Annotated in this window: 25 protein-coding genes; 2 read left to right on the top strand and 23 right to left on the bottom strand. The window is 62.5% G+C overall.

The annotated features are described in order from the left end of the window. Positions 1-23: 23 nt before the first annotated feature. Complete coding sequence (locus AC4PTB_RS18160) at positions 24-4,382, bottom strand: strawberry notch-like NTP hydrolase domain-containing protein (protein ID WP_492192727.1); 4,359 nt, start codon at positions 4,380-4,382, stop codon at positions 24-26. A 168-nt stretch (positions 4,383-4,550) separates the two neighbouring features. Here AC4PTB_RS18160 and AC4PTB_RS18155 point away from each other — a divergent pair, with 168 nt between their 5' ends. After that, the gene (locus tag AC4PTB_RS18155; RefSeq protein ID WP_492192726.1) at positions 4,551-4,847 is read left to right on the top strand and encodes a hypothetical protein; all 297 of its coding nucleotides are present in this window, start codon (positions 4,551-4,553) and stop codon (positions 4,845-4,847) included. A gap of 49 nt (positions 4,848-4,896) precedes the next feature. Here the strand turns inward: AC4PTB_RS18155 and AC4PTB_RS18150 are convergent, their stop codons facing one another. From AC4PTB_RS18150 to AC4PTB_RS18075, 16 genes are all read right to left on the bottom strand, one after another. After that, complete coding sequence (locus AC4PTB_RS18150; protein WP_492192725.1) at positions 4,897-5,445, bottom strand: GNAT family N-acetyltransferase; 549 nt, start codon at positions 5,443-5,445, stop codon at positions 4,897-4,899. Next, positions 5,446-5,754 (bottom strand): type II toxin-antitoxin system TacA family antitoxin, encoded by a 309-nt coding sequence (locus AC4PTB_RS18145; RefSeq protein WP_037239399.1) that lies wholly within the window; start codon positions 5,752-5,754, stop codon positions 5,446-5,448. A gap of 90 nt (positions 5,755-5,844) precedes the next feature. Next, positions 5,845-6,489 carry a DUF8835 domain-containing pootine gene (locus AC4PTB_RS18140; protein ID WP_492192724.1) on the bottom strand — a complete coding sequence of 215 codons (645 nt, stop codon included), beginning with the start codon at positions 6,487-6,489 and terminating at the stop codon, positions 5,845-5,847. Continuing rightward, complete coding sequence (locus AC4PTB_RS18135) at positions 6,482-6,901, bottom strand: hypothetical protein (protein ID WP_492192723.1); 420 nt, start codon at positions 6,899-6,901, stop codon at positions 6,482-6,484. Before AC4PTB_RS18135 ends, AC4PTB_RS18140 begins: the two co-directional genes overlap by 8 nt. Positions 6,902-6,976: 75 nt before the next feature. Beyond that, complete coding sequence (locus AC4PTB_RS18130; RefSeq protein WP_492192722.1) at positions 6,977-7,258, bottom strand: hypothetical protein; 282 nt, start codon at positions 7,256-7,258, stop codon at positions 6,977-6,979. 99 nt (positions 7,259-7,357) lie between these two features. Continuing rightward, positions 7,358-7,873: a DNA repair protein RadC gene (locus AC4PTB_RS18125; RefSeq protein ID WP_492192721.1), complete on the bottom strand. Its 516-nt coding sequence runs from the start codon at positions 7,871-7,873 to the stop codon at positions 7,358-7,360. 110 nt (positions 7,874-7,983) lie between these two features. Beyond that, the gene (locus tag AC4PTB_RS18120) at positions 7,984-8,094 is read right to left on the bottom strand and encodes a JAB domain-containing protein (RefSeq protein ID WP_492192720.1); all 111 of its coding nucleotides are present in this window, start codon (positions 8,092-8,094) and stop codon (positions 7,984-7,986) included. Between the two features lie 231 nt (positions 8,095-8,325). Next, positions 8,326-9,336, bottom strand: a complete 1,011-nt coding sequence (locus AC4PTB_RS18115; protein ID WP_492191324.1) for a tyrosine-type recombinase/integrase — start codon at positions 9,334-9,336, stop codon at positions 8,326-8,328. Continuing rightward, on the bottom strand, positions 9,333-10,325 hold the full coding sequence (locus AC4PTB_RS18110) for a tyrosine-type recombinase/integrase (protein WP_492191323.1): 993 nt from the start codon (positions 10,323-10,325) through the stop codon (positions 9,333-9,335). The genes AC4PTB_RS18115 and AC4PTB_RS18110 overlap by 4 nt, the downstream gene beginning before the upstream one ends. Further along, positions 10,322-11,581, bottom strand: coding sequence for a tyrosine-type recombinase/integrase (locus tag AC4PTB_RS18105; RefSeq protein WP_492191322.1), 1,260 nt, complete (start codon positions 11,579-11,581; stop codon positions 10,322-10,324). The genes AC4PTB_RS18110 and AC4PTB_RS18105 overlap by 4 nt, the downstream gene beginning before the upstream one ends. A gap of 55 nt (positions 11,582-11,636) precedes the next feature. Next, entirely contained in the window at positions 11,637-12,029 is a 393-nt protein-coding gene (locus AC4PTB_RS18100) for a JAB domain-containing protein (RefSeq protein ID WP_492192719.1), read from the bottom strand. Positions 12,030-12,155: 126 nt separating this feature from the next. Continuing rightward, positions 12,156-13,355, bottom strand: coding sequence for a DUF932 domain-containing protein (locus AC4PTB_RS18095; protein WP_492192718.1), 1,200 nt, complete (start codon positions 13,353-13,355; stop codon positions 12,156-12,158). Positions 13,356-13,517: 162 nt separating this feature from the next. Continuing rightward, on the bottom strand, positions 13,518-13,904 hold the full coding sequence (locus AC4PTB_RS18090) for a hypothetical protein (RefSeq protein WP_492192717.1): 387 nt from the start codon (positions 13,902-13,904) through the stop codon (positions 13,518-13,520). A gap of 60 nt (positions 13,905-13,964) precedes the next feature. After that, positions 13,965-14,276, bottom strand: coding sequence for a type II toxin-antitoxin system RelE/ParE family toxin (locus tag AC4PTB_RS18085; RefSeq protein WP_492192716.1), 312 nt, complete (start codon positions 14,274-14,276; stop codon positions 13,965-13,967). After that, entirely contained in the window at positions 14,254-14,508 is a 255-nt protein-coding gene (locus AC4PTB_RS18080; RefSeq protein ID WP_492192715.1) for a type II toxin-antitoxin system ParD family antitoxin, read from the bottom strand. Before AC4PTB_RS18080 ends, AC4PTB_RS18085 begins: the two co-directional genes overlap by 23 nt. A 141-nt stretch (positions 14,509-14,649) precedes the next feature. After that, positions 14,650-15,054: a single-stranded DNA-binding protein gene (locus tag AC4PTB_RS18075; protein WP_444451368.1), complete on the bottom strand. Its 405-nt coding sequence runs from the start codon at positions 15,052-15,054 to the stop codon at positions 14,650-14,652. Positions 15,055-15,748: 694 nt separating this feature from the next. Here AC4PTB_RS18075 and AC4PTB_RS18070 point away from each other — a divergent pair. Next, positions 15,749-16,147 carry a RidA family protein gene (locus AC4PTB_RS18070; RefSeq protein ID WP_492192714.1) on the top strand — a complete coding sequence of 133 codons (399 nt, stop codon included), beginning with the start codon at positions 15,749-15,751 and terminating at the stop codon, positions 16,145-16,147. Between the two features lie 167 nt (positions 16,148-16,314). On the opposite strand, the gene AC4PTB_RS18065 is transcribed toward AC4PTB_RS18070, so the two are convergent. The 6 genes from AC4PTB_RS18065 to repA all read right to left on the bottom strand — a co-directional run bounded on the left by AC4PTB_RS18065 (position 16,315) and on the right by repA (position 23,201). Continuing rightward, positions 16,315-16,479: a hypothetical protein gene (locus tag AC4PTB_RS18065; protein ID WP_018001789.1), complete on the bottom strand. Its 165-nt coding sequence runs from the start codon at positions 16,477-16,479 to the stop codon at positions 16,315-16,317. A 402-nt stretch (positions 16,480-16,881) separates the two neighbouring features. Continuing rightward, positions 16,882-17,355 carry a UCP036055 family protein gene (locus tag AC4PTB_RS18060; RefSeq protein WP_492192713.1) on the bottom strand — a complete coding sequence of 158 codons (474 nt, stop codon included), beginning with the start codon at positions 17,353-17,355 and terminating at the stop codon, positions 16,882-16,884. Between the two features lie 98 nt (positions 17,356-17,453). Next, on the bottom strand, positions 17,454-19,592 hold the full coding sequence (locus AC4PTB_RS18055; protein WP_492192712.1) for a ParB/RepB/Spo0J family partition protein: 2,139 nt from the start codon (positions 19,590-19,592) through the stop codon (positions 17,454-17,456). Positions 19,593-19,706: 114 nt separating this feature from the next. Beyond that, positions 19,707-20,798, bottom strand: a complete 1,092-nt coding sequence (gene repC, locus AC4PTB_RS18050) for a plasmid replication protein RepC (protein ID WP_492192711.1) — start codon at positions 20,796-20,798, stop codon at positions 19,707-19,709. A gap of 223 nt (positions 20,799-21,021) precedes the next feature. Then, positions 21,022-21,999, bottom strand: coding sequence for a plasmid partitioning protein RepB (repB, locus tag AC4PTB_RS18045; protein ID WP_492192710.1), 978 nt, complete (start codon positions 21,997-21,999; stop codon positions 21,022-21,024). Further along, a complete protein-coding gene (gene repA, locus AC4PTB_RS18040) occupies positions 21,999-23,201 on the bottom strand; it encodes a plasmid partitioning protein RepA (protein ID WP_492192709.1) in 1,203 nt (400 codons plus the stop codon). Before repA ends, repB begins: the two co-directional genes overlap by 1 nt.

Genomic DNA, 23,201 nt, shown 5'->3' with positions numbered 1-23,201 from the left:
TTGCAAGGACATCGGTACACTCGTTAACACGTCCGGGCATGTAGGCCCCGGACGGGGAAGCGTGCAAGAAGGCGCTCCAGTGCCGCAATGCCGCAGGCATCGACCGGACAGAAGAGGCGCAGCTTCCAGCTGATGATCTCCGAGAAGAAGCCATCGGCCTTGAGCCGGTCCTTGGCCGCCTCGGAAAATCCGGAAAGCTCGATCCGGTTGACGCCCATGACGCGGGAGCGGTGCAACTCCATCCCCTCGGCCAGGCGCACGGTGGTCTTGCCCTCCAGAACGAGCGCATGGACTTGCGCCCCCGTGAGCTTTGGCGCGTCATCTGCCAGCGTGGCCGCGACCCAGGCGGGCGAGACCCTGCGACCGATGAGACGCTGACCGTCATCGGTCTGCAGCCGATAGACGCGGGTTTCGTCTTGAGGAAGTTGCTTCCAGATCGGCAGCAGCAGACCTACCACGATGTGGAGCGTGGTTTCCGAGAACTCTGGCACTTCGGCCAGCTCCACGCTCCAGGCGGCGGTGAAAGCTGCACGGTCAGCTTCCAGCCAATGGGTGTCCTCCATCATCTTGGCAGGCAGCGTGCCCGTCTCGGTCGGACGGATCAGCCGCAGGCGCGGCTCGATGGTGCCGTCTTCGAGCATCAGGCTGGCGGCGGGCACCTCGACCGCCGCCCGGCCCGACCGGCTGTTGACCAAAAGGCGCGCCTGTCTGTCGTCGAGCCAATCGAGCGCATCCGCGAGCGCGGTTGGCGTGTTCCGGCGCTTTTCTGCGATGGTCAGAAGCTGGGTTTCCGCGCCGGAACCGGGATGAGTGTAGATGACGCGCGCATCCGTGACGCGGAAGCTCTCGGCGCGCAGCGTCTCGAGCCCGAGGTCATAGACACCGGCGGCGATGGCCCCTTCGATCCGCGCATCGAGAAGCTCTTCGAAGGCCGAGAACAGCACGGCCTGCATGTCGATCGTCAGCGCGAGCAGACGATTGAGGAAGGTCGTGATCGGCGGCAGATCATCTTTGAGCCCGTTGTCATCGGTCAGGCTGAGGCCCGTGGCATCCTCGAAGTCACCAAGCGAGCAGCCCGCCACATCGCCGCGATAGAGGCGCCGGTAAAGCTGGCGCAGCGCGTCGCGGGCGTAAGGCGACTCGAGGTTGTCCTCGGGGCGAAAGAGACCCTGCCCGCCGGTCTGGCGCTGGCCGCGCGTGATGGCACCCAAAGTGTCGAGACGGCGCGCGATGGTCGAGAGGAACCGCTTCTCCGCTTTTACATCGGTCGCCACCGGCCGAAAGAGTGGCGGTTGCGCCTGATTGGTGCGGTTGGTGCGCCCCAACCCCTGGATCGCTGCATCTGCCTTCCAGCCCGGCTCAAGAAGGTAATGGACCCGCAGGCGCTGGTTCTTCGCGCCGAGATCCGCGTGATAGCTGCGCCCGGTGCCGCCTGCATCGGAGAAGACCAGGATGCGCTTTTGATCATCCATGAAGGCGGCGGTTTCCGCGAGGTTGGCAGAACCGGCGCGGGTTTCGACGACGAGCCGCGCCGCGCGCCCCTCGCCCTTGCGCACGATCCGGCGCGCCCGGCCCGTGACCTCGGCCACGAGATCGGTGCCGAAGCGCTGCACAATCTGGTCGAGCGCCCCCGGCACGGGCGACAGCGAGGCCAGCTTTTCGATCAGCGAATCGCGCCTGCGGGCGGCCTCGCGGCATTCGACCGGCTGGCCGTCGCGCACCACGGGACGGGAAGAGACATTCCCCTCACCGTCGGTAAAAGGCTCGTAGAGCTGAACCGGGAAGGAATGGGCGAGGTAGTCGAGCACATATTCCCGCGGCGTGATGTCGACGCGGATGTCGTTCCAGTCCTCGGTCGGGATCTCGGCCAGACGCCGCTCCATCAGCGCCTCGCCGGTGGAAACGATCTGGACGACCGCCGCATGGCCCGCCACCAGATCGGCCTCGATCGCGCCGATCAGCGTGGGGGTTTTCATCGAGGTGAGCAGATGACCGAAGAAGCGCTGCTTGGCGCTTTCGAAGGCCGAACGCGCGGCCGATTTGGCCTGACGGTTGAGCGTGCCGCTCTCGCCGGTGATGTTTGCCGCCTCCATCGCAGCCGCCAAATTGTTGTGGATGATGGCGAAGGCTTCGGCATAGGCATCGTAAATGCCCCGCTGTTCGGGGGTGAGCGCATGTTCCAGAATCTCGTATTCGACACCATCATAGGAAAGCGAGCGGGCGGTGTAGAGCCCGAGCGCGCGCAGATCGCGCGCGAGAACCTCCATCGCCGCGACACCACCGGCCTCGATCGCCTCGACGAATTCGGCGCGCGTGGCAAAAGGAAAGTCCTCGCCACCCCAGAGCCCGAGGCGCTGCGCATAGGCGAGGTTGTGCACCGTCGTGGCCCCGGTCGCCGAGACATAGACCACGCGAGCATTGGGCAGCCTGTGCTGCAAGCGCAGACCCGCCCTGCCCTGCAACGAGGCCGCATGATCACCCCGCTCGCCCTTCGCGACGGCGGCATTCGCCATGGCATGGCTTTCATCAAAAAGGATCACCCCGTCAAAATCCGCCCCCAGCCAGTCGACGATCTGATCGACGCGGGATTTCTTCGCGCCGCGCTCCTCCGAGCGCAGCGTCGCATAGGTGGTGAAGAGAATGCCCTCGGAGAGCGGGATGTCGCGCCCCTGCGCGAAACGCGAGAGCGGCGTCACCAGAAGCCGCTCCTGACCAAGGGCCGACCAGTCGCGTTGCGCATCCTCAAGAAGCTTGTCGCTTTTCGAGATCCAGAGCGCCTTGCGGCGGCCCTGCGCCCAGTTGTCGAGCAGGATCCCGGCCGACTGGCGGCCCTTGCCCGCCCCCGTGCCATCGCCAAGGAAGAAGCCGCGACGAAAGCGGACGGCGTCGGCGGCATCGTCGGGCGCGGCCGAGACCATGTCGCCGGTTTCATCGACGGTCCACGATCCTGCGAGATGCGCAGAATGCGCCTCGCCCGCGTAGATCACAGTCTCCAGCTGCGCGTCGGACAACAGGCCGTCGCGCAGGACGGCGGAGGGCAGCTTGGGACGATAGCTCGGTTTCGGGGGCGCAACGGAGGCCATCGCCGCCGATTGCACAAGCTTGGTCGGGTGTGCGGCCGCGCCGGGGATGTCGATCGTTTGCAGACGGAAGGTCTCGTAGATCGCATCCGAGAGATGCGCCGTGCTGCCTTCCTCGGTGGCACCACGCAGCGCATAGTCGATCTCCTCGGCCTCGCTCGGCGTAAGAACCTGCGCCGGTCGCGCGGCAAAACTCGAGCGCGCCGGGCTGATCGGCCTGCGCGCGGCAGGGGCAGGAATCCCCGGGAAGGGGAATATACGTCCTTGCCCTGTCAGGGCGTCCCGACCCAACTCGAGCCGGGGCGGAACCTCGCGCACGATCTGGGCCAGAAGATGTGCGGCGTCGGCGGAGATCGACGGTCGCAGATCAGCCGTGATCCCACCCGCCTCGCCGCCCCGGCATTTGTCGAAGACCGAGAGCCGCGTCTCGAAGCTGGTGCCATGCCGTGCAAAGGCGGCACCTGAGACCGCGCTGGTGAACACCAGATGCGCGGTTTCCGTCAGACGCGCGAAAGCCTCGGCCCAAGCCGGGGTGTCGGGCGCAAACCCCGACCCCGTGATGGCGACAAGCCGCCCACCCGGCGCGAGACGCGCCAGCGCAGAGCGCAGATGCCGGGCGGTCGCCTCGGTCGTTCGATCCTCGACATTGGCGAGGGCCGAGAAGGGCGGGTTCATCACGATGACGCTCGGGCGCAGCCCTGCGTCGAGATGATCGTCGATCTGCGCGGCGTCAAAGCGGGTGACAGGGCTGCCCGGGAACAGCAATTGCAGAAGATCGGCGCGCATGCCCGCGAGCTCGTTCAGCGCAAGGCTGCCCCCCGCGATTTCGGCAAGGATCGCCAGAAGCCCGGTCCCGGCCGAAGGCTCGAGGACAAGGTCTTGGCGGGTGATCTGCGCTGCGGCAAGGGCCGCGAGTCCCATGGGCAGCGGCGTCGAGAATTGCTGGAATCGCTCCATCTCCTCCGAGCGGCGGGTATGCCTCGGCAGAAGGCCCGCGACCTTCGTCAGGATCGGCATCAGCGCCGCAGGCGAGCCCCCCCGGGCAAGAAGCGCGCGACCGAATTTCCGCAGGAAGAGGACAAGCGCCACCTCGCCCGCCTCATAGGCGAGCTTCCAATCCCAGACGCCCGACGCATCGGAGCCGCCAAAGGCGCGCTCCATCTCAAGCCGCAGACGCGCAGCGTCGATCGGCCTGCCTTGTGCGAGATCGGGCTGCAGCGCTTCGGCAACAGCGAGGATCGCCGGCGCCGGGTCCAAAGACCGCACGGGTGTCACAGGCGCAACAGGAGGAAGAAAGGTCATCGGGAAACTCCGGAATGAGGGATAGGACCAGCCCGGACACCCTTTCTCAGGCACCCTCAGGCCTGCCCTTTCCCGACCCATCTCTCCCTCTCGACCCTGTGTCGCCCCGCTTGATTTTGTTCCCGTTATGTTCTATTTTGGAAGCCACGCCAGCAAGGGAGTTCGACCATGGAAAGCACCGCGCCTGCGCTGCCCGCAACGCCCAAGCAGATCGCCTATGCGCGCGCGCTCGCCCTGCGCAACGGGACCCTCCTGCCATGGGACGTGCAGCAGGACCGCAGGACCTTGAGCGGCTGGATCGACGCGCAAGCCCGGCTGCAGCCGATGTCTGAGGTGGACCAGCGGCCGACCTCCAAGCAGGTGGCCTTCGCCGAAAAGCTCGCCCGAATCAAACGGCGCGCCGTGCCAGAGGAGTGCTTTCGCGACAAGGGGCTGATGTCGAAATGGATCGATGGGAACAGGTGAGGACGGCACCGGCCAGCTCGGCAAGCGCCGCGTCCTTCAACTGCACGGCTCACTCTTCAGCGATAAGTTTTCGAACGACGCTGACTGGCAAGAACATCCTCAGCGGGTTAGATGCGAGCGGCAGAAAGCCGTAGCTTTCGTATAGCGCCTTGCGGCGGGCCACGCGGTCGGTATCGCCACAGTCGAGAACATCGAGCATGACGACAGCGACGCCGATGGCATCTGCGGCAACCGCAATCCGGCGGAGCGCATCGACAAGCAAATCGCCGCCATACCCGCCCCCACTGAACGTTTGATCACGCCCGATCATCGAGATATATGCGGCCGGAATGTTGCCGTGGGTCGGACGTGTCCGCGCGAACTTTGCAGGTAAATCCGCAAAGTGAATGGCATGCGCGTTGAGAGCATAGAAACCGATAACCGTGCCGCCAGGATCGACCATCACATAGAGACGAACATTGTCCGCCTTGGCGAGCTTGTTGGCCGTCTTCTGGAAGTAGTTGTCGACCTGTTCGACGCCGCAAGAAAAAGCCGCTCGATCATGTCTCTCGGGATCGAACGGCTCAATGATGTAAGAGGCCGGTTGTGATGCAGCCATCTACTGCGACACAACCGTTTTGCCATGCCGACGGAAGGCCGAGCGCAAGGCGTCTGTCGGCGCTGCCGGAGTATCGAGCGCCGAGAAAAACGCGTCATGATCGACCGGCTGAAGCACCGTCCGTTCATGCGCTGCAATCGTTGCCAGCGCTGCCTGGTAGGCGGCATTCATGGTGAAGACGGAATCGTCGACACCTGAAAGCGCCGCCGCCTGCTGAATCGCTGTCTTGATGCGCGGCTTCGTCCGGAAATTCATCCGGGCCTCGTTACGCTCATCGATCGCGCGCGTGGTGTCGTGGAAACCAAGCATGGTCGCCTCCTGTTTTCCCCTCCGTCATGTACGCCACATTGACGTACAAATCAAGAGTTTGATCGGGAAAGTACTTCGAAAGCAGCGAACTCACCCGAAGCGCCGCCCCTCTTCGGTGAAGGTATACGCGTTGACGATGATCCCCTCTTCGATTGCCTCGTCCGAGGTGAGGTGCTCGTATTCGGCCTGAAGCTGGCGGTAGAGCCAGCGGGCCAAATCGCGCAGCGCCTCGGCCACGATCTCCTCGGCACCCTCGGTGGGCGGTTGACAGGTTGGGCTGTCGCGCGTGACATCCACGGACATGCTGTATTCGTGGTAGTAGCGTCCGCGATGGGTCGCCTCGGCGGCGAGCTGATAGAAGTTCCTGCGCTGGATGGCCTGCAGCCGGTCGGCAATGCCGTGCAGCGTCGCGTCCATCGGGGGATAGTCCCGAATGCGCGCGGCCGCACCCTTGGCGTTGTGGAGGTAGCCCTCGAAGCAGGCGCCGTCCCCTTGGCTCCAGAACCCGGAGAACCAGATGCAGGGCTTGGCCCGCGTCCCGCCGCCCATCAGGCGGACGGGCGTGGTCTTCAGGCGGATGCCGAGGTTCTCGCAGATGCGCTCGAAATCCTCATAGACCGCGTCCCACCAATCGTCATAGGGCGCGAGGTCGCGATACCAGCTGCGCGCTGTCTCCTTGGCCGCGTCAGAGAGTTCGGCGAACTGGTAAACGGTGGTGCAGATCACCTCAGCCATCGATGTCCTCCCCGTTCAGCGCCGCGGTCAGCCATTCGTTCGTGCTGGTCCAACCGATGGATTTGCGCGCGCCCAGATCGATGACATGCGCGCCGCCGCCGAAGGCATCGAGGCGGGACCGGGAACAGGTCAGGGCGTATTGGAAGCCCCAAAGGCCGGTGAGGTCGAGTTCTTCGGCGAGGCGCAGCACGAAGCGGATCACGGCCTCGACATCGCCGTGTTCGTCGTCATGAATCCAGAGGATGCTGCCCTCGGGTGCATCCTGAAGCGCCAGATCGAACCCCGCGACCTCCGGGTCGTCGGCGTCCTGATCGGCCGCGCGCAAATCGGCAAATAGCGCGAGCGCGCGGGCGGCCTTTTCGGCCGTCCCGACATCGATCAGGCACGAAAAATGGGTGAAGTAGTCCGCCATGGGAACCTCCTGAGAGTGAAAAGCCCGGCCAAGGGGCCGGGCGCTGGATTGGAACGAATGGATGGGCGGGCGCGCTCAGCCGGTGCACTGGTCGCCTGCGGCCTGACGCGCCGCATGTGCGCAAAGCATCTGCCGGTAAAACCGCTTGCGCGCCGCCCGAAACCCGCGAACAGCGCGGGTATCGGAATGAAGCGCCCGGACCGCCGCGCGAAGGACGGCCAGCGGCGATGCCGTCACCGGCAGGCCGAGGCGCAGATAGGCGGGATCGGTCACGTCAGCGGCGCGGCAAAGATCCGGACCAGATCGACGGCCGAGAGCGCCATTTGCGGCGCGCAGGGGGACTTTGTTCATGGTCATCGGTTCAACTCCGGTTCGGGAAAAGGGGGGACGACGGCCCGGCGATCTCTCTGCCCGGCGGCGCCCTAAGCCCCCCTGCCCTTCTCGATCTCTCGGTTTTCACGCCGTAAACTGCAGCGCGCGGGCGGCGATGACACGCCAGAGCGGATCGACAAGACGCCCCTCGAGTTGATCCGCGCGACGGCGCAGATGCGCCACGAACCCATGTTCGCGCCATCCGGCCGCCTGGCTCGCCCGCGCACGCAAGCCGCTCGCCTCGCGCAACACCGAACGGGCCTCGGGCGCGGAGAGGACCGGGTTGCACCAGGCTATCGCGCCGTCCGCCAACTCGCCGGCCAGAACGAGCCGCTCTTCACGATCGAGGATCACCATCATGTGCGGTGCGACATCGGCGCCGACTTCCTGCGCCAGCACGACCGCGGCGAACATCGCGTCAGCGAGCGACGCATAGCTGTCAAGCTCGACCGGGCGGTCCTGCCCGGCCATTGCCGCGCCCCTATCCGGGGCGACAAGTTTCAGAACGAAGGGCAGATCGGGATTGTGCGAGGGGAACGCATTGGCGTCAAACCGCGTCTTCGGTGTCGCCTTTCGCGCATGGAACCCTTGATCGAGCATCTCAAATTCTCCTGCGACGGGAGCGGGAAGCCTCTCTCCCCGCCATCATCGTCACCCCAAAACCGCCGCCCTCTTCCTCGAAAGGCGACGGTTCAGGACCCGGCTTGGCCTCAAAGCTTGCCGAGGGCCCTCAAGCTCAGCTCATAGCCAGCCCCGACGATGATGTGGTCATGCAGCGTCAGGCCGAGATAGCGGCAGCCCTTCTGGATCTCCTTGGTCATGCTGAGATCGGCCTCCGACGGCGTCGGATCCCCCGAAGGGTGGTTATGGATCTTTTGTGCCCCGTTTTCTTTTGTGGCCCGCCGTCAAGATCAGTAGCTCTTTCAATGGCTTCTGAGGCAAAGTCGAGCACATAACGGCGCTCGCGTGCTGGCATCGATGGTTCCTGGTTTTTGGCGAAGAATGATTGTTTAGACGCTGGGCGGTCAATCATGCCGCCCAGCGTCATGGCGCTACAGTGACGATAGCCACGCCAGCATGGCCGCGTCATCTCGCCATGCGGATTTTCGCGCGCCTGTATTTGCAACCGGTTCAAGAAGTTTCAGAGCTTCCTCCTTCATGCGTATGGTGATCTCGGCGTAACGATTGGTCGTCTCCAGATTGACGTGCCCCAACCAGCCCCGAATGACGTTAACCTCCACCCCAGACTCGAGGAGATGGACCGCCGTTGTGTGCCGAAACACATGGGGTGTGATGTGGGTGCGCAGCGCTTGTACGCTCGCCGCCTCCCAGAGTTTGGCGTAATGGCGAATGCGCTTGTAAATGCCGAAACGGGTCATCCCGCCGCCTGTGGCTCCGACAAACACAAGGGTATCCGGCGAGAGAACTGTGGCGCGTTCATCTAGCATGGCCTGCAAGGCCTTGGCAGTCTGGCTCCACAGAGGGCAGGTTCGCCACTTTGACCCTTTGCCCAGCAGCCTGACCCGGGCCGGTGACGCCAAATCAAGTTGATCCACCTTCAGTTGCGCGACCTCTGAGACGCGCGCGCCGGTATTGTAGAGCAGCATGAGGAGTGCACGGTCGCGTAGCGAAAGTCGATCCTGGGCGGGGATGCAGGCAAAGAGCGCCTCGACTTCATCACGTGCCAGAAACTTCATCTCTGGACGCTGATGGCGCTTCATCGGTATGGCTGCGACCTTGGCGCTAACCGGCAACATCTCTGGTGCCGTCCTGCCGAGATATTCGAAAAAAACATGCAGGGCTGTCAGGCGTTGGTTGCGCGTACTGATCGCATTACCACGCTCGACTTCCATGTTGTACAAGAATGCCTGCACAGCAGAGTAGTCCAAATGCTCGAACCCGAGACTACTGACCCCGATCCGATTGGCATCGGCCACGAAGATCAGAAACAGGCGGAGGCTATCTCGATAGCTGCGGATTGTGCTGGATTGCAGGCCTTTATGGCGCGGCAGATACTCCAGAAAGTAATGGTGCACGGATGCCGGAAAGTTTGGCTGCGTCATGCTTCGCCTCCATCGGTCAACGTCGGCGCGAAGGCTTCGAAGCGGTGGTTGGCGGCATCGAGCAGGTCGTTCGTGATGGTCAGATAAACTGCTGTGCTGTTGGGATTGAGATGCCCCAGAAATGTGGACAGATGATGAAGACGGTCGGCTGGCGCGATCCCTTGGCGGTACCAGTTCAGCAGGGTGCGCACCGCGAATGAATGGCGCAGGCCATGAACGTGTGGGCCGAAAACCCCAGGCGGTATCGCAAGGGCGAGTTGGGGCAACAGATCATCACGGAACGTGTTGCGGATGCTGTTGGTGCTGATCGGGCTACGACCATTCCAGGAAAACAGGTGATTGGCGCCCGAGCAGGCGAACCCATGTTGTTCCCGTTGTGTGCGGTAGTTGCGTAGCCTGATGGCCAACTTGGGCCCAAAGGGCACAAGTCGGTCCTTGCCGAACTTGGTGTTGCGGATCTCCACAATGTCTCGCACCAAGTCCACATCGCCCCATTGCAGATGAGCAACCTCCCCGACGCGTAGGCCAAGTCCGGCGAGCAAGGCAAAGATCATCTCATAGATAAGGCCGCGCTGTGGCGCGCGCGCGTTATCCGGCAATGCTGCGGCCAAAGTCAGCAGGTGGCGGATCGTCTCGTCCGAGAACAGGTAGGGCAGCTGTCGCGCTGTTTGCGGCTGAGGCTTGATCGTTACCGGTGAGGCACCAGGGATTTGCTGGCTAACGATCCAATCGAACAATCGTCGAACATCTCCGAGCAGATTGTTGTAGCTGCGCGGGTTGGTGCGTGTGCGGGAATCCAAGAAGTCCTGCAAGCACTGTGCGTCAATCGCCTCAAGGCTTTCCACGCCGCGGTTGTTGAGAAATCGATCGAGCAGCCGAAGTTGGCGATCTTCGCAGGCGAACTTGCATCCCATGGCGCGTTTTGCACGCAGGTATTGTTCGATCTGAGGGGCTAGGATGCTTTGAAAGCTGTTCCAGGGGGCGGTCATAGCACGTCCTCCCCTTGGGCAATGACCATTTCTCGCAGCTTGTGCACCGCCACCTTGCCATAGACCAATGTGGATGCTGGGTGACGATGACCGACGTAATCGCCAATGACTTTGAACGGCAGGTCGGCTTCTACAAGGTGCTGAACGCAGGCATGGCGCAATGTGTGAGAGCCGGCACGAGCAACTTGAATGCCAATTCTGCGCATGCGGCCAGAAACCATGCACGAGACCCCCGTATGCGTCATAGGGGTATATGGCGATCTTGCGGCCAAGAAGACTTGGCGATCAGCGATATCCGTGCGCCGAACCCGCAAATAGGCGATCACTGCTTCGCCGACTGTCGCCGACAACGGATATCGGGTCGAATGGCCGCCTTTGCGCATTGGGATGCTGATCTGGTCATGCTCCCAGTCAAGATCGTCCAAGCACAGGGCTGCTATCTCCCTCGCACGCAATCCGTAGCTGGCGAGCAATGTCAAAATGGCATAGTCGCGCTTGCCCAAGTCGGAGCGGCAATCGACGCTGGCCAGCAGGCGTTCGACATCAGGCCATGAAATGGCGCGTGGAATGGATGCTCGCCGATAGACGCGGCCGCGCGGAAGACTGCGCGTGAGATCGTTGGCGATGATGCCTTCACGGTGCAGATAGGCGAGGAAGACACGCAAGGCGCCCATTGTGCCGAGCATGCCGGACTTATGCAATGCCTCCGCGCGGACGTTGATGAAATCGGTGATGGACGCCGGGGAAAGCGCCGACAAGGTTATGCCCGCCTGTGCCAAGTATGACTCGAACGGGCGCAGGGTGTAGGTGTATTTTTGTAGCGTGGCTTGGCGCAGTCCTTTCTCGTTGAGAAGGAAAGGGAAGAAGCCGGGCACGCTGACGTAGAAGGGATTGGCCTGGCGGTCGCTCGGCCGTGTGAAACAGGGCAGGGCTAGGCAAAGCATCCGCTCCACTGGCAAACGGCTCTGAGAGACAATTGTCGCCCGATCTTGTGGGCTCTTGCACCACGTGCCGTGTTCAGCAAACCAGTGGCTGACAAACGCATCTACGTGGTCGGGCAGTTCATCAAGGCGTTTTGCGCCGCGCCCAACGACAAAATCGTTGAAGTGCCCGAGGGCCCGAAGATGCTGCCGAACAGTGGCGGTACCGGTATGTAACTCATCAAGCGATTGAGCGTAGCGCTCGATCTGCGGCCCAAGCCACTGGGCTCTAATACGGTCGATCACCTTGAGCGACCTGAAATGGCGTTCCAACATGACAAGCATCCTTCTGGAAAATGACAGGTGCGGTCATGTTGCACGGCATGCGCCGTTATGTGTCCGACTTCATTCCACAAGCCATTGAAAGAGCTGCTAATCTTGACGGCGGGCCACATAAGAAAACGGGGCACAAAAGGTACATTATGTGGCGCGCCACATAATGGATCAGGATCAACGCGCTTGCGTTCAGCATCAGCGCCCGCTTGATCACCTCGCGCGGATATACGGGGACGTGATCGACCGTTCCGGTCGAGAGCAGTTCGTCGGAGATGATGCGGTTCTTGCGGTCGAGATAGAGCACATGGAACCGCTCGATCGGTCCGCGCACGCTGAGCGCGCAATAGTCGAGCAGCGCCTGCCAGCTGCCGATGACCGGGTTCTGGCTGAGGTATCGGCCAAGGATGTCCCGGGCCTCGAGGATCACGGTTTCTTCCTGGGGGGTCATGGGGGTCTCGCTGAATTGCAAGCGCCGAAGCCCCTGCCCGTTCGGGCGCGGGGTCAGCGGCGTGCGGATGAACGGGAAGAGGAGCGGCCACCACGCATGTGAGTGGCCGCTCCGCAGGGTGTCGCCTCAGCCGACCCGGTCGAGCAGTTTCTTGGCCCGCCCTTCCATGTCGAGGCGGACATCTTGCTGGGTCTTGTCGCGCGCGAGCCGGGTGATCCCCTGCACGAAGTCGAAGATGCTCTCGGGCGGGCGGCCCTCTTCCATCAGCACCTTCTCGATGATCTTGCCGGATTCGGCCTTCGAGAAGCCGCGCTTGCGCAGGAAATCATCCCGGTCCTCGTCGTTCCGCGCCACGATCTGCTGCCGCGCGGCCTGAATGCCGTTCACGAACCCCTGCGGTGAGGAATTGGCAAAGCGCGTCAGCGCCGGGGCCGCCTCATGGGCGAAGCGCGAGGCGGCGTATTTCGAGTGGCGGATCTTGATCTCCTGGAACTCCTCGACGCCCCAGAGGTTGCGGTTCTGGCACACCGCCCTAAGGTAGAAGCTCGCCATACCAAGCGTCTTCGCGCCCACCTCGGAGTTCCAGCAATAGAAGCCCCGGAAGTAGAGATCGGGGGAGCCGTCGGGCAGGCGACCTGCCTCGATCGGGTTGTGATCATCGACGAGGAACAGGAAGACGTCGCGATCCGAGGCATAGAGCGTGGTCGTGTCGCGGCTGATCTCGACATCGGGATTGTAAACCCCCGTCGACCAGTCGAGCACACCCGGCACCTTCCAGCGCGTGTCGCCCGTGCCATTGCCCGCGAGGCGCTGCACCGCCTCGACAAGTTCGTAATCGTGGATACGGCCGTAATCGGGCCCCGTCACGGCGCGCAGTTCGGTGCGGCCATCCTCGGTCTCGAAGGTCTTGACCTGCTCGGCGCGATGGTTGGAAAGGCCATATTGCAGGTTGATCCCGGCGAGCGGCGCGGGCAGCTGCCGAAGGTAGGAGGCTGGGGCGCCGACGATGCTGGCGAGTTGGCCGAAGGCCCAATGCGTGGGCGCAACCGGTTCGTGCGTTTTCGGCAGAACCAGATGCAGCCGCTCGGCGCTGTCGCGTGCTGCCTCGACGCGAATATCGACCGTCTGCACCACCCGGCTGCGGCTGCGCTCGGAGCGCCCCTTCACCGATGCCCAGAGATCGTCGAGCGACAGATACCGCTCGTCATCAGGGCGGTTGAACCATTCGGACGACACCCGCCCGTTCCGCTCCCCCCGGCTCACATCCACCTTCCAGCCACCAGCCCGCGCCGGTGCGACTGGATCCAGAACTTCCACAACGCCCATCGGCATTCCTCCGCGACAGGCGCCGGGAGCCACTCTCCCAGCCCTCAACCCGTCACCGGAAAACCGGCACTCCTCTCACTCTCAAGGACGCTGGCGCGCGAGACGCGGATCGCAGGAGAAGCCCTTGGCTCAAGCCTAGATCGCGTCATTCCTGCACATAGATCAGGCTTTCCGGGGAGCCCCCAGTCCTGCCACGGCATCGAGAAATGCCTTGTCGAGCATCGGGTTGTCCCATTTGTTCGACGCAGCCATCCAGCGGTCCAGATGGTCCCGAAAACTTGGATCGTCCCGCCGCATGTGGAAGGTGAAGAGGCGGTCGACAACCTCCCGCATCAAATCCGCCATCTGCTGATCATCGAGATGCGACACCTCGCGCCACGGAATGGTCCGACCCGTCCCGTCGACCACGTTCACGTCCGAATAATCGCCTGTCAGGGTCACCGGCTGCAGTCCGGCATGTAAATCCTCAAGCCGCGTGTTGCGGATGCAGATCATGGCCATGATCTTCGAGAGAATGGCAGCGATGCGTTCTTCGTCCTCGACCTTCATGTTCAAGCCCTCTTGATGATCATCACCCTCAACAGCACAGGTGGCGGCGCAAGCGTCGGGTCACGCATTCAGATAAGCGGCCCAGTTCTGCCGCGCATGCACGATGCGCAGCACCCCAAGCCACTCCGCTTCGATACGGTAGATGATCAGATGCGATCCCGAGCGATAGAGACGGACGGGAGGGCGGATTTCGGTCTGCTCGCGCGCTATGCCCGGGTGTTGCACCAGCAGGTCCATGTCAGAGGCGAGCCCGCGGATATACGTTTCAGCCTGCGTGGCGGACCACATGCGTGCGCTATAATCCCAGATCGCGTCGAGATCGCTCAGCGCTGCAGGTGAGAGCCGGTATTCAACGATCTTCGGTTCTGGCATCTTGTTGCCGCTTGCGGGCAAGAAAAGCCTCCACATCCAGACGCGCACCCCGGCCGCTTGCCAGACCCTCATCGACAATCTGCTGCAACTCGGCAATGGCCTGCAGGCGGTCCTGATCACGGCGGATCAAATCGCGAACATAATCACTGGCATTGCTGTAGCGCCCATCTTGGGTCTGAGCCTCGACCCAGGCCTTCATGGGATCCGGCAGAGAGACGTTCATCGTTGCCATGGTCGCGATCTCCTTCTCGAAAATGGTGACACGATTTGGCAAAGTTTGTCAAACCGTGACGATGCCGTGCTGCGCGAGTGTTATCAGCGCAGCTCATGCCCGGCAGGTTTCCCTGCCGGGCTTTGGCCGAGGCCCCGTTCGTCAGAACGGGATCTCGTCGTCGCGGTCGATGAACTCGGGGCTTTCGCCCTCGGCAGCCTTCGGGCGGCTCAGGAAGTCGACCCGCTCCGCGATGATCTCGCAGCCGTAGCGATCCACGCCCGCCGCGTCGGTCCATTTCGTGTAGTGGATGCGCCCCTGCACCAGAACCTTCATCCCCTTCTCGCAGTGCTCCGCCACCGTCTTGCCCAGACCGTTGAAGCAGGTGATGCGGTGCCATTCCGTGTCCATGATCCGGTAGCCGTTCTCGTCGCGCAGCACCCGGCCTTCCGAGAGCCGCGGCCGCGAGGTGGCGAGGCTGAAATTGGTGATCCGGGTAGCCCCCTGGGTCGCGCGGACCTCCGGGGCCTGACCGATGTTGCCGGCGAGGATGACGATGTTCTGCATGGTAAGCTCCTGTGTGTCCTGTCGCCGGGACCGTCCCTTCGACAAGACCCGGAAGAAGCCTGTCGGGCGCGGCGTGCACGGCGCGGGAACCGAGCCGGAAACCCCCGAGGGGCCGGGGTGGCGCGGGCAGGCCCCGCAGGGGCCAACACGGCCCGGACCGGAGCGGGGTTGCGCGCCCGCGCCCGAACAGGCTTAGGGGATTGTGCGTCGAAGGGATGTGCCGAGCGAGGACAACGCAGGGGGGGCCAGCAGACCCGCTCATCCCGCCACGGCACCAAGACGGCCCCGACCGCGCGCGACCTTGGGCGGCAGACACCAACGCGGCCAGAGCCCACCTCGTCTGCGGCCGTGCCCGGAAGGCCAAGGAGATGACGACGAGCGGCGGACCCGAGATCCTCATGGACCGGCATGGCAGCGCACGACCGGAGACCGGGCTGCCGGCGGCGAGAAAAAGCCCCGGAAAGGGGAGAAGGTGGCGGGCGGGGAGCAATGCCAAAAGGACCGAAAACGGCGGAACAGACCAACAAGGACGACAGACGAACATCGACATGCTGGATCTTCGTTCGCGCGATGTGGCCAATCGCGAACTCCGCAGAAGGACCGCACTTACATGTCGCCGATGCGGGACGGAGCGGTCGTTGACGTAATCGACGTGTTCGGACACAGTGACTTCATACCTGACGAGTGAGAGAACATGGCGCGGAGAGCACTCTATCCAGTGGGAGGGTCACGGGCCACGGCTGATCTGATCAAGCTTTCCCCCGGGATCATTTCTGGCAACCACGTCTTTGTGACGGGCATGACCGGAAGCGGACCAGATGGCGCCATGCCCGAAAATCTGGAAATTCAGTTCCGGCAGGCATTTGAAAAGATTGGTGCAGTTCTTCAGGAGGCCGGACTGGGCTTCGACTCGATTGTCGAGATGACTACCTACCACGTCGGGCTGCGGGATCACTTCGATACGTTCTGCGCAGTCCGCTCCAACTATGTCTCGGATCCTTTTCCTGCATGGACAGCCGTTGAGGTTGCAGGATTGCGTAGGGAGGGCGCTGTCGTCGAGATCAGGGTAGTGGCCTCTATCGAGCCAGACTGAACTGATTGGCAGTTTTGGGCTCTTCGCGTCAAACACATCGCCTAAAACCCAAACGCGTCTATCACTGACAAAATCAGCGATTTTGGCGCAACTATCGGCGTGAGGGATGCGGTGCGCCCGCGCATCCATTCCCTCTCCTTGCCTGAGACCCCGAGGGGTCCGTGGGCTTACGCCCACGGATCGACCTCGGCGACCACTTGAACCTCGTCGCCGTCGATTTCATCGGCGGGGACAGCGCCAAAGGTTCCATCCCCTGCCTGAAAGACGACGATCGAAACCATGAGCGTGGCGGCGAGGGAGGCGGCGAAGGCGTGAGCATCTTTGCGGGACATCTGTTTGGCTCCTGTCTGGGAGGCGGGGGACCGTCCCCCGCGCGACAGGACCCCGCAGGCCCGAAGACTGGCTGACATCACCGGGTGCGTTCGGCCCCCTCTTCAAACGGGGCCGAATCCGCCCGGCGGCACGGGCTTGCCCGTAGTCCGACCCCTTGCGGGTTGATCTCGAAGACGGGATTCGGGGCAAGGAAGGGAATGGCGAGCGGGGGATGGTCCCCCAACGACAGGAGCCGGTTGTCCCGCAGATGCTTGATACGCTGCCAGCCTCCCGGCCACGCTCGTGGTTGACGACCTCCGTCTTTGGGGGATGGAACCTTTGGCGCTCCGCAGTATCGCGGGGCGAGGTTGTGGTCGGTGAGGGGTCGGCCAGCGGGCCTGCCCCTCACGCCTTGTCAGGGCTCAGGCGGCCAGGTCCGCGCCCCCTGCCCTATCGCTGTCCGCACTGCCGACGATTTCGAGACGGGCGTTGCGATAGCCCTCTCGCGCGATCCAGAGCTCGGCCGCGGTGATGGACTCCGCCAGATGCAGCAGCTCGGTGTTGCCGCCGAAGTCCAGAAGAACGCGCACCTGCCCCGGCTTCGGTTCCTCGGCCACCTCGAAGACCAGCCGGCTGTCCGCCGAGTGGCTGCGCATGATGGTGACGAGGATAACCCCGTCCGAGGAGAAGTTCCCCTCATGCAGCGTGAAGGAAGCCGGTGCCGTCCAAGTCGGATAGGCACGGGGCGGTTCCTTCTTCACGAGACGGCCGACGCCGTTCGATCGCTCCCAAGCCGCGAGCTTTTTGGTGAAGCGTGCGGGCGGTTTGGGACTGCCGTCGGTGTAGCGGATCAACGCCCCGAGCGGAGCTGTGTCGATGATGGTGGTTGGAGACATGGTTCCTCATCCCGAATGCGAATATTCGCATTCATCATATTGATATTAATGATGTTTTCGGATCGAGGGCGGGTTTCCCCGCCCTCGAATGGCCTCGGTCACTCCGCAGCGATCATCGGCACAACGCTGTCGGGCAGATCCGCGGTCAGAAAGGCCGGCAGATCGACCTCCGCGGGCACACCCGTGTCCTCCCCCTGCCCTTCCACGCCCTCTTCGTGGCCAAGAGCGATCAGATCGGCGCGGCGCAAGACCTCCGGAAGCCAACCGCTGCCCTTGAGCAGCCGTTCAGCCTCGACGGCCATTTCGCCCTTCTTCAGGTGGTCGAGAAGCTGAGCGGTCCCCTCCCCTTTCGCCTCGCGCACGGCTTCGAGGATACGGGCCTTGGGCACGCGGCCCAGATAGCCATCGACCGTTGGCGCCCAACCCGCCTCGACCATGTCGAGATCTGTCGCACGCGCCACGAGATCGGCATGCGCCATGCGCCGCGTCAGACCGCTGGCCGAGATGCCCGCGCCATAGGGGTTCACCTTCTCGTGGAGAGCGTTGATCCCGAAGCTGAGGCAATGCGCCAGAAGCGCCAGACGGCTGCCCTGGTCAAGCACCGTCAGGTAATCCCAGAGCGCAGCATCGTCGCCGAGAGGCAGATCGGCCTCCCACGCAGCATGGCGTTCATTGACCAGCTTCGCCACCACGCTGTCCTTCAGGTCTGGGGCCTGCGCCGACATGAAGACGTGACGCACGGAAACGTCAAGACAGCTCCCCGAGGCATTGGAGGTGCGGAACGTGTCCGTCACGAGCTTCAGAAGCAGAAGGGTCAGCGCAACGTCGGGCGACCGGCCGATGGCCTCGCGCAGGGCGAGCGTCCGGTGGGCGGTCAGCTCTATCACCAACCGCTCGGGCAAGGGCTTCAACGCACCGTCTTCCTCGTCGTCGGGAAGTTCCCCTCCGACGGGCTGACCGGCAGAGGTGATGACGGTCGCGCAATCCATATCGCCTCTCTGCCCCATCACCTCGGCACCTGCAGCATCCTCAGTCGGAAGTTCCTCGCTCGGTTCATCCTCGGGCCGCACATAGCCACGATAGACCGCGAGACGGCCATCGCGATCCACGGTCACGAAGGACCCGGCGCGGACGACTTCAGCCGGGTCGAAGAGCAGCGGCCGCTGCTCGAGGGTCTCCATCGCCAGTTCAAGCGCCCCGAGCCTAGCGTCGATCTCCTCGGGGTATTCGTCCTGCCCGGAGTATTCGGCTTCGAGCGCACGATACTCGGAGAGCAGCGCGGCATGGGAGGCACTTTCCGCGTCGCTCATCGGCGCCGGATCGCCCGCCAGACGCCGCAGCCCGTGGCTGTAGCCATAGGGCAGGTCGGTCGCCACCTCGATCCACTTCCAGCCCTCGGCGGAAAGCGCCTCGGCCTCGGCCTGAAGTTTCTCGGCGACCAGCCGGTCGAGCAGGGCAGGGGCCTCGAACCAGCCGCCATCATCGCCCTGGAACAGATCGCGCATCACGACACCGCCAGCCGCTTCATAGGCCGCGACACCGACAAAGATTGCGCGACGATCCGAGGCGCGCACCGAGGTTTCGGTCAGCATGCGCCGGATCGTGTAGGGCTCCTTGTTCCAAGAGTTCTTCACCGCGTCCCAGACCTGGACCTGGCGCGCAGGATCGGGATTCACCGTGAAAGCCATCAGCTGTTCGAGCGTCATGCCGTCATTTGCGTAGACATCGAGCAGGGCAGGGGCCACGGAGGCGAGTTTCAGCCGCTGTTTCACGATCTGCGGCGTGACGAAAAAGGCCGCTGCAATCGCCTCCTCCCCCTGACCTTTCTCGCGCAGAGCCTGAAAAGCGCGAAACTGGTCGAGCGGGTGCAGGGCCACGCGCTGCATGTTCTCCGCAAGCGAGTCATCTTCTGCAAGGATGTCGGACGCGGCGTCACGCAGGATGCAGGGGATCGGCGCAGTCTTCGCCAATCGCTTTTGCTTGACCAGCAGCGACAGCGCTTGGAACCGGCGACCCCCGGCCGGGATTTCGAACATGCCGGTTTCGACACCTTCGGGATCGAGCATGGGGCGGACGTTCAAGCTCTGCAGGAGCCCGCGGCGCGCGATATCCTCGGCCAGTTCCTCGACCGAAACACCGGCCTTGATGCGCCGGACATTGGACTGGCTCAACACGAGCTTTTCGAAGGGGATGTCCCGCGAGGGAGACAGGGTGATTTTCTGGGCAGCTTTCGCCATCAGATCTTCTCCGCGACGGGTGCCGGAAGCCTCTCTCCCGATCTCATTTCCCGTCACCCTTCAAACAGCTCCTCTCTCACTTTCCCTCAGCCAAGCGTGTTGTCCGCGGACAACTTACGCTGTCACGAGATGTGTTGCCGAGAGTTTGCTCAATCGCTTCACGAGCCTTACCGCATTGAATTCGCGGCTTCTTGCACCGCTCGTCAATGCTCGGAAATAAGCGCCAACGTTTCGAATGCGTTCGTGGAACTGAACAATTGCCCAAATGGTGATCGCACTTGGCAGAGTTCCGATGCAGCGCTCTGCTTGTCTCAACGTAGCGCCGTCGATACCAACCATCGGTGCAAGCGTCTGGGCATGTGTGACCACATCGGCAAAATCTTCGATGTTTCTCAGCGAAAACGCGGCTGCATCTGGACAGGCTTTCATCAATTCGTGAAGGGAAAGGCTCTCTCCGGGTCTGCCGTCATTGGCGTTCGCTGTTTCTTTTTCAGTATTTTCTTTTTTTGATTTCTGATGGTGGCGGACATTTTGGCCGTTGCTGGCGGACATTGCCTCCGCTCGCAACGAGGGTTTTCCACCAGCAACGGCGGTTTCCCCAATGGTGTCGGGCAGCTCCTCAGACATGCTGGAAAGCTCTTCAATCGTCAGTTTGTTGCGAAGACGGCGTAGGATATCGAGCGCACGATGGTCACTGGGATCCGCCTCTAGCATTGGTCGGATTTGCGCGCGGAGTTTAGATTTGAGATAGGCGATCTCTTCCGTTTGTTGGCGAGCGCGAACCGCGAGTGCCGCGATCTCGTCGAGCTTGCAAAACAACGGGCTCAGATCGAAGCCGAAATAGATTGATTGCTTATGCGTCGGATCGTATTTCGTGAACCGCTTGCCGTTTGCACTGTCTTTGCGCTCGAGCAGATTGAGATCCATCAATGCGGATACATGGCGGCGCAGCGTTCGATCAGAGATCCCATTGCGGCGCGCGCTGAGCGTCAGGTTGGACGCAAAGACCATGTTGTGATTACGTTTCGGTGCAAGACAGGAGAGCATCGCTTCGAGCGTCGCGAGGACGGTGGGCTTCAATCCCAGAAGTGGCGCTGCTGCTCGCAGGGTCTCGATGATGATGTAACGTTCGGGCGGAGCGTTGTCCGCGGACAACACCTCAGATGCCCGCAAACCAAAGGCTGCGGTTGCTTGGATGAATGCCATCGATTTTTCACGGCAAACCGGGCTCGAAAGCCCCTTCGGTCATCCTTTGCTTGCGCAAAGGCAAAATTGATTAGGCAACCGAATCGGTTGTTGTTGACTGCTGCGGAGAAGCTGATACATCTGAAGGTGCAAAAGACAGATGGGGCTCTCCGAGGATGACCTTGGGGGGCTCTTTCACTTTTCGGGTTGCGTTCGTGCTCCTTTCTCTGCTGCTCTTGCCTCGTCAGTCGGCCTTTTTCGTCGACTGCCATTCCTTGTAGATGCGCCTCAATTCGGCCTCTGCATTCTCCAGCCACCACATTGCGAACCCTGGGGCATCGGCCTTCGAAAGCTTGACTGTAACCGTCTTGGCCTGATCCGTGACCCGAGCGAGCTGGACACCATCATCGGACAGTATCGGCAGGGTAGGGGAGGGGGTCTTCGTCGCGGTAAGTGGCCCACGAAGTGCAGCCGCGGCCGCATCGGCAAGCTGCCCAAAACGACCGTCCGAAGTTTCGCTCGCCGGAGCCAAAGCTGCCTCCGCGAGGGCTGCCAAATCAAGGCCATGGTTGTTGACCAAATCGGCCAATTCCTCCCAGCGGCGGCGCCCGATGCCGTGCGCGGGGCCGATCATCCGGACCACGGTTTCGGGGATACTCCGAGCGACCTTCTGCATGCGCGACAGCATCGGTTTGTCGACCGCCAGCGCATCGAGGATCACAGCTGTCTCATAGCCGCTTGCCGCCAGTTCTGCCGCGAAGAGAGATTTCTCGATGAAGCTCGGGTCAAGACGTTGTGCATTCTCCTGGCCCTGAGCGAGGATCGCTTCGTCATCGCTCAGGGCCCGGACGAGAGCTTTCGCGGATTGACCGAGGAGCCGCAGGGCTCGAAGCCGTCTCCGCCCATAGACGATCCGGTAGTAGCCCGGCTTTTCGGCCATCGGACGCACCATGATCGGCACTTGCTGACCATGAAGACGGATGCTCTCGGCGAGTTGCGCGACGTCGGAGTCCGCAAAGGCCAGACGGTCCTTCGGGCCATCTTCCTCGATCATATCCGGCGCGATTTCGCGCACCGCGTTGCTCGAGAGATCCTTCAACGTGGACTTGACACCACTCATGGCGCCGGTGTTCGGGAAGCGTGATTTGCCATCGGGGGTCGGAGGCTCGACGGTGCCGGCAATCGGCGGGGCAGGGGGCTGGAACAGGTTGCGACGCGCCATCAGTCAGTCTCCCGTGACCAAGCTTTCTGGATCACCTTCTCGAACTCGTCGGCAACGCCATTCACGCTTTCGAGGATGCGATCGAGCGTTTTCTTCAGAACCTGCGAGGGCTCGATCTCGTAGATCGTCTGCTGCGTCATGCCGGCGTCGGAAATTGCGGTCGATTTCAGCATCGGCGTTGTCAGCACCTGATCGAGCAGGATTGAGCGCAGAAAGCCCGCCATCTGGGACTGAGGCACATCGGTCGGCTCGTAGCGCGCGATCAAGAACTTGAGGAAATTCCAATGGATCGGCCCGGCAGCCTCCTCCAGAGCGCGAACAGTTTCTCCAGCCATTTCAAGGAATTGCGCCATAGATGCCACGTCGAGCATGCTCGGCACGACGGTGATCAGCAACCCGGTCGAGGCCAAAAGCGCAGTCATCGTGGTGAAACCAAGCTGCGGCGGACAATCGATGATGACGAGATCGTAGTTCGCTTCGACCTCATCAAGCGCGATTGCGAGGCGCTGCGTGAAAGGCGGGTCGATCTTGTGTTGCAGTGCATAGGCCGTTTCGGTCTCGTATTCCGAGAGCATCAGCCCGGCGGGAGCCAGATCGAGATTGTGGAAATAAGTCTTGCGGATGACCTGACTGAGCGGGACCGGCTCCTCGTATTTGAGCGCATCATAGATTGTCCCGCCCTCTGCGAACTCGATCTCCGGCCTGTAGCCGAACATCGTCGTCAAGCTGGCCTGCGGATCCATGTCGATCGCCAGCACCCGGTAGCCGCGCAGCGCATACCGCTGGGCAAGGTGGATGGCCGATGTCGTCTTGCTGGAACCGCCCTTGAAGTTGACGATCGAGATGACCTGCAACGCGTCGCCAGAGCGTCGGCCGGGCAGGTAGGCTTCGCCATTGCGCCCGGTCTTGGCCATGATGTGGCGGATCTGGTCGATTTCGGCAGCGGAATAGAGCCTGCGTCCGCGGGTGTCCGTTTCCACCTCGGGAAAGTCACCTTCTTGATGGCGGGTCCGCAGGTTCGACATGCTGATCTTGGTCAGCTCCGAAACCTCGGCAGGTTGGAACTTCCGAAGTGTCTTTTTGCTTTCGGGCTGAAAGCTGTTGCGCATATGGTTGTCGAGCGCCTCGGACAGCCTGATGGCGTTCGCGGCGATGGATGCGGCAACAGATCCGGACGCGGCCGGTTTCGACGGTGTGCTCAT

This window comes from Rhodobacter sp. 4.3.4 (assembly GCF_058724655.1).
Note: the sequence above shows the minus strand (reverse complement) of the source record. Positions and strands in the feature narration are given on the sequence as shown.

Coding starts and splice junctions, on each gene's coding strand:
- AC4PTB_RS18160 (WP_492192727.1), bottom strand. CDS start 4,382: ATGACCTTTCTTCCTCCTGTTGCGCCTGTGACACCCGTGCGGTCTTTG.
- AC4PTB_RS18155 (WP_492192726.1), top strand. CDS start 4,551: ATGGAAAGCACCGCGCCTGCGCTGCCCGCAACGCCCAAGCAGATCGCC.
- AC4PTB_RS18150 (WP_492192725.1), bottom strand. CDS start 5,445: ATGGCTGCATCACAACCGGCCTCTTACATCATTGAGCCGTTCGATCCC.
- AC4PTB_RS18145 (WP_037239399.1), bottom strand. CDS start 5,754: ATGCTTGGTTTCCACGACACCACGCGCGCGATCGATGAGCGTAACGAG.
- AC4PTB_RS18140 (WP_492192724.1), bottom strand. CDS start 6,489: ATGGCTGAGGTGATCTGCACCACCGTTTACCAGTTCGCCGAACTCTCT.
- AC4PTB_RS18135 (WP_492192723.1), bottom strand. CDS start 6,901: ATGGCGGACTACTTCACCCATTTTTCGTGCCTGATCGATGTCGGGACG.
- AC4PTB_RS18130 (WP_492192722.1), bottom strand. CDS start 7,258: ATGACCATGAACAAAGTCCCCCTGCGCGCCGCAAATGGCGCTCTCGGC.
- AC4PTB_RS18125 (WP_492192721.1), bottom strand. CDS start 7,873: ATGCTCGATCAAGGGTTCCATGCGCGAAAGGCGACACCGAAGACGCGG.
- AC4PTB_RS18120 (WP_492192720.1), bottom strand. CDS start 8,094: ATGACCAAGGAGATCCAGAAGGGCTGCCGCTATCTCGGCCTGACGCTG.
- AC4PTB_RS18115 (WP_492191324.1), bottom strand. CDS start 9,336: ATGACGCAGCCAAACTTTCCGGCATCCGTGCACCATTACTTTCTGGAG.
- AC4PTB_RS18110 (WP_492191323.1), bottom strand. CDS start 10,325: ATGACCGCCCCCTGGAACAGCTTTCAAAGCATCCTAGCCCCTCAGATC.
- AC4PTB_RS18105 (WP_492191322.1), bottom strand. CDS start 11,581: ATGTTGGAACGCCATTTCAGGTCGCTCAAGGTGATCGACCGTATTAGA.
- AC4PTB_RS18100 (WP_492192719.1), bottom strand. CDS start 12,029: ATGACCCCCCAGGAAGAAACCGTGATCCTCGAGGCCCGGGACATCCTT.
- AC4PTB_RS18095 (WP_492192718.1), bottom strand. CDS start 13,355: ATGGGCGTTGTGGAAGTTCTGGATCCAGTCGCACCGGCGCGGGCTGGT.
- AC4PTB_RS18090 (WP_492192717.1), bottom strand. CDS start 13,904: ATGAAGGTCGAGGACGAAGAACGCATCGCTGCCATTCTCTCGAAGATC.
- AC4PTB_RS18085 (WP_492192716.1), bottom strand. CDS start 14,276: ATGCCAGAACCGAAGATCGTTGAATACCGGCTCTCACCTGCAGCGCTG.
- AC4PTB_RS18080 (WP_492192715.1), bottom strand. CDS start 14,508: ATGGCAACGATGAACGTCTCTCTGCCGGATCCCATGAAGGCCTGGGTC.
- AC4PTB_RS18075 (WP_444451368.1), bottom strand. CDS start 15,054: ATGCAGAACATCGTCATCCTCGCCGGCAACATCGGTCAGGCCCCGGAG.
- AC4PTB_RS18070 (WP_492192714.1), top strand. CDS start 15,749: ATGGCGCGGAGAGCACTCTATCCAGTGGGAGGGTCACGGGCCACGGCT.
- AC4PTB_RS18065 (WP_018001789.1), bottom strand. CDS start 16,479: ATGTCCCGCAAAGATGCTCACGCCTTCGCCGCCTCCCTCGCCGCCACG.
- AC4PTB_RS18060 (WP_492192713.1), bottom strand. CDS start 17,355: ATGTCTCCAACCACCATCATCGACACAGCTCCGCTCGGGGCGTTGATC.
- AC4PTB_RS18055 (WP_492192712.1), bottom strand. CDS start 19,592: ATGGCGAAAGCTGCCCAGAAAATCACCCTGTCTCCCTCGCGGGACATC.
- repC (WP_492192711.1), bottom strand. CDS start 20,798: ATGGCATTCATCCAAGCAACCGCAGCCTTTGGTTTGCGGGCATCTGAG.
- repB (WP_492192710.1), bottom strand. CDS start 21,999: ATGGCGCGTCGCAACCTGTTCCAGCCCCCTGCCCCGCCGATTGCCGGC.
- repA (WP_492192709.1), bottom strand. CDS start 23,201: ATGAGCACACCGTCGAAACCGGCCGCGTCCGGATCTGTTGCCGCATCC.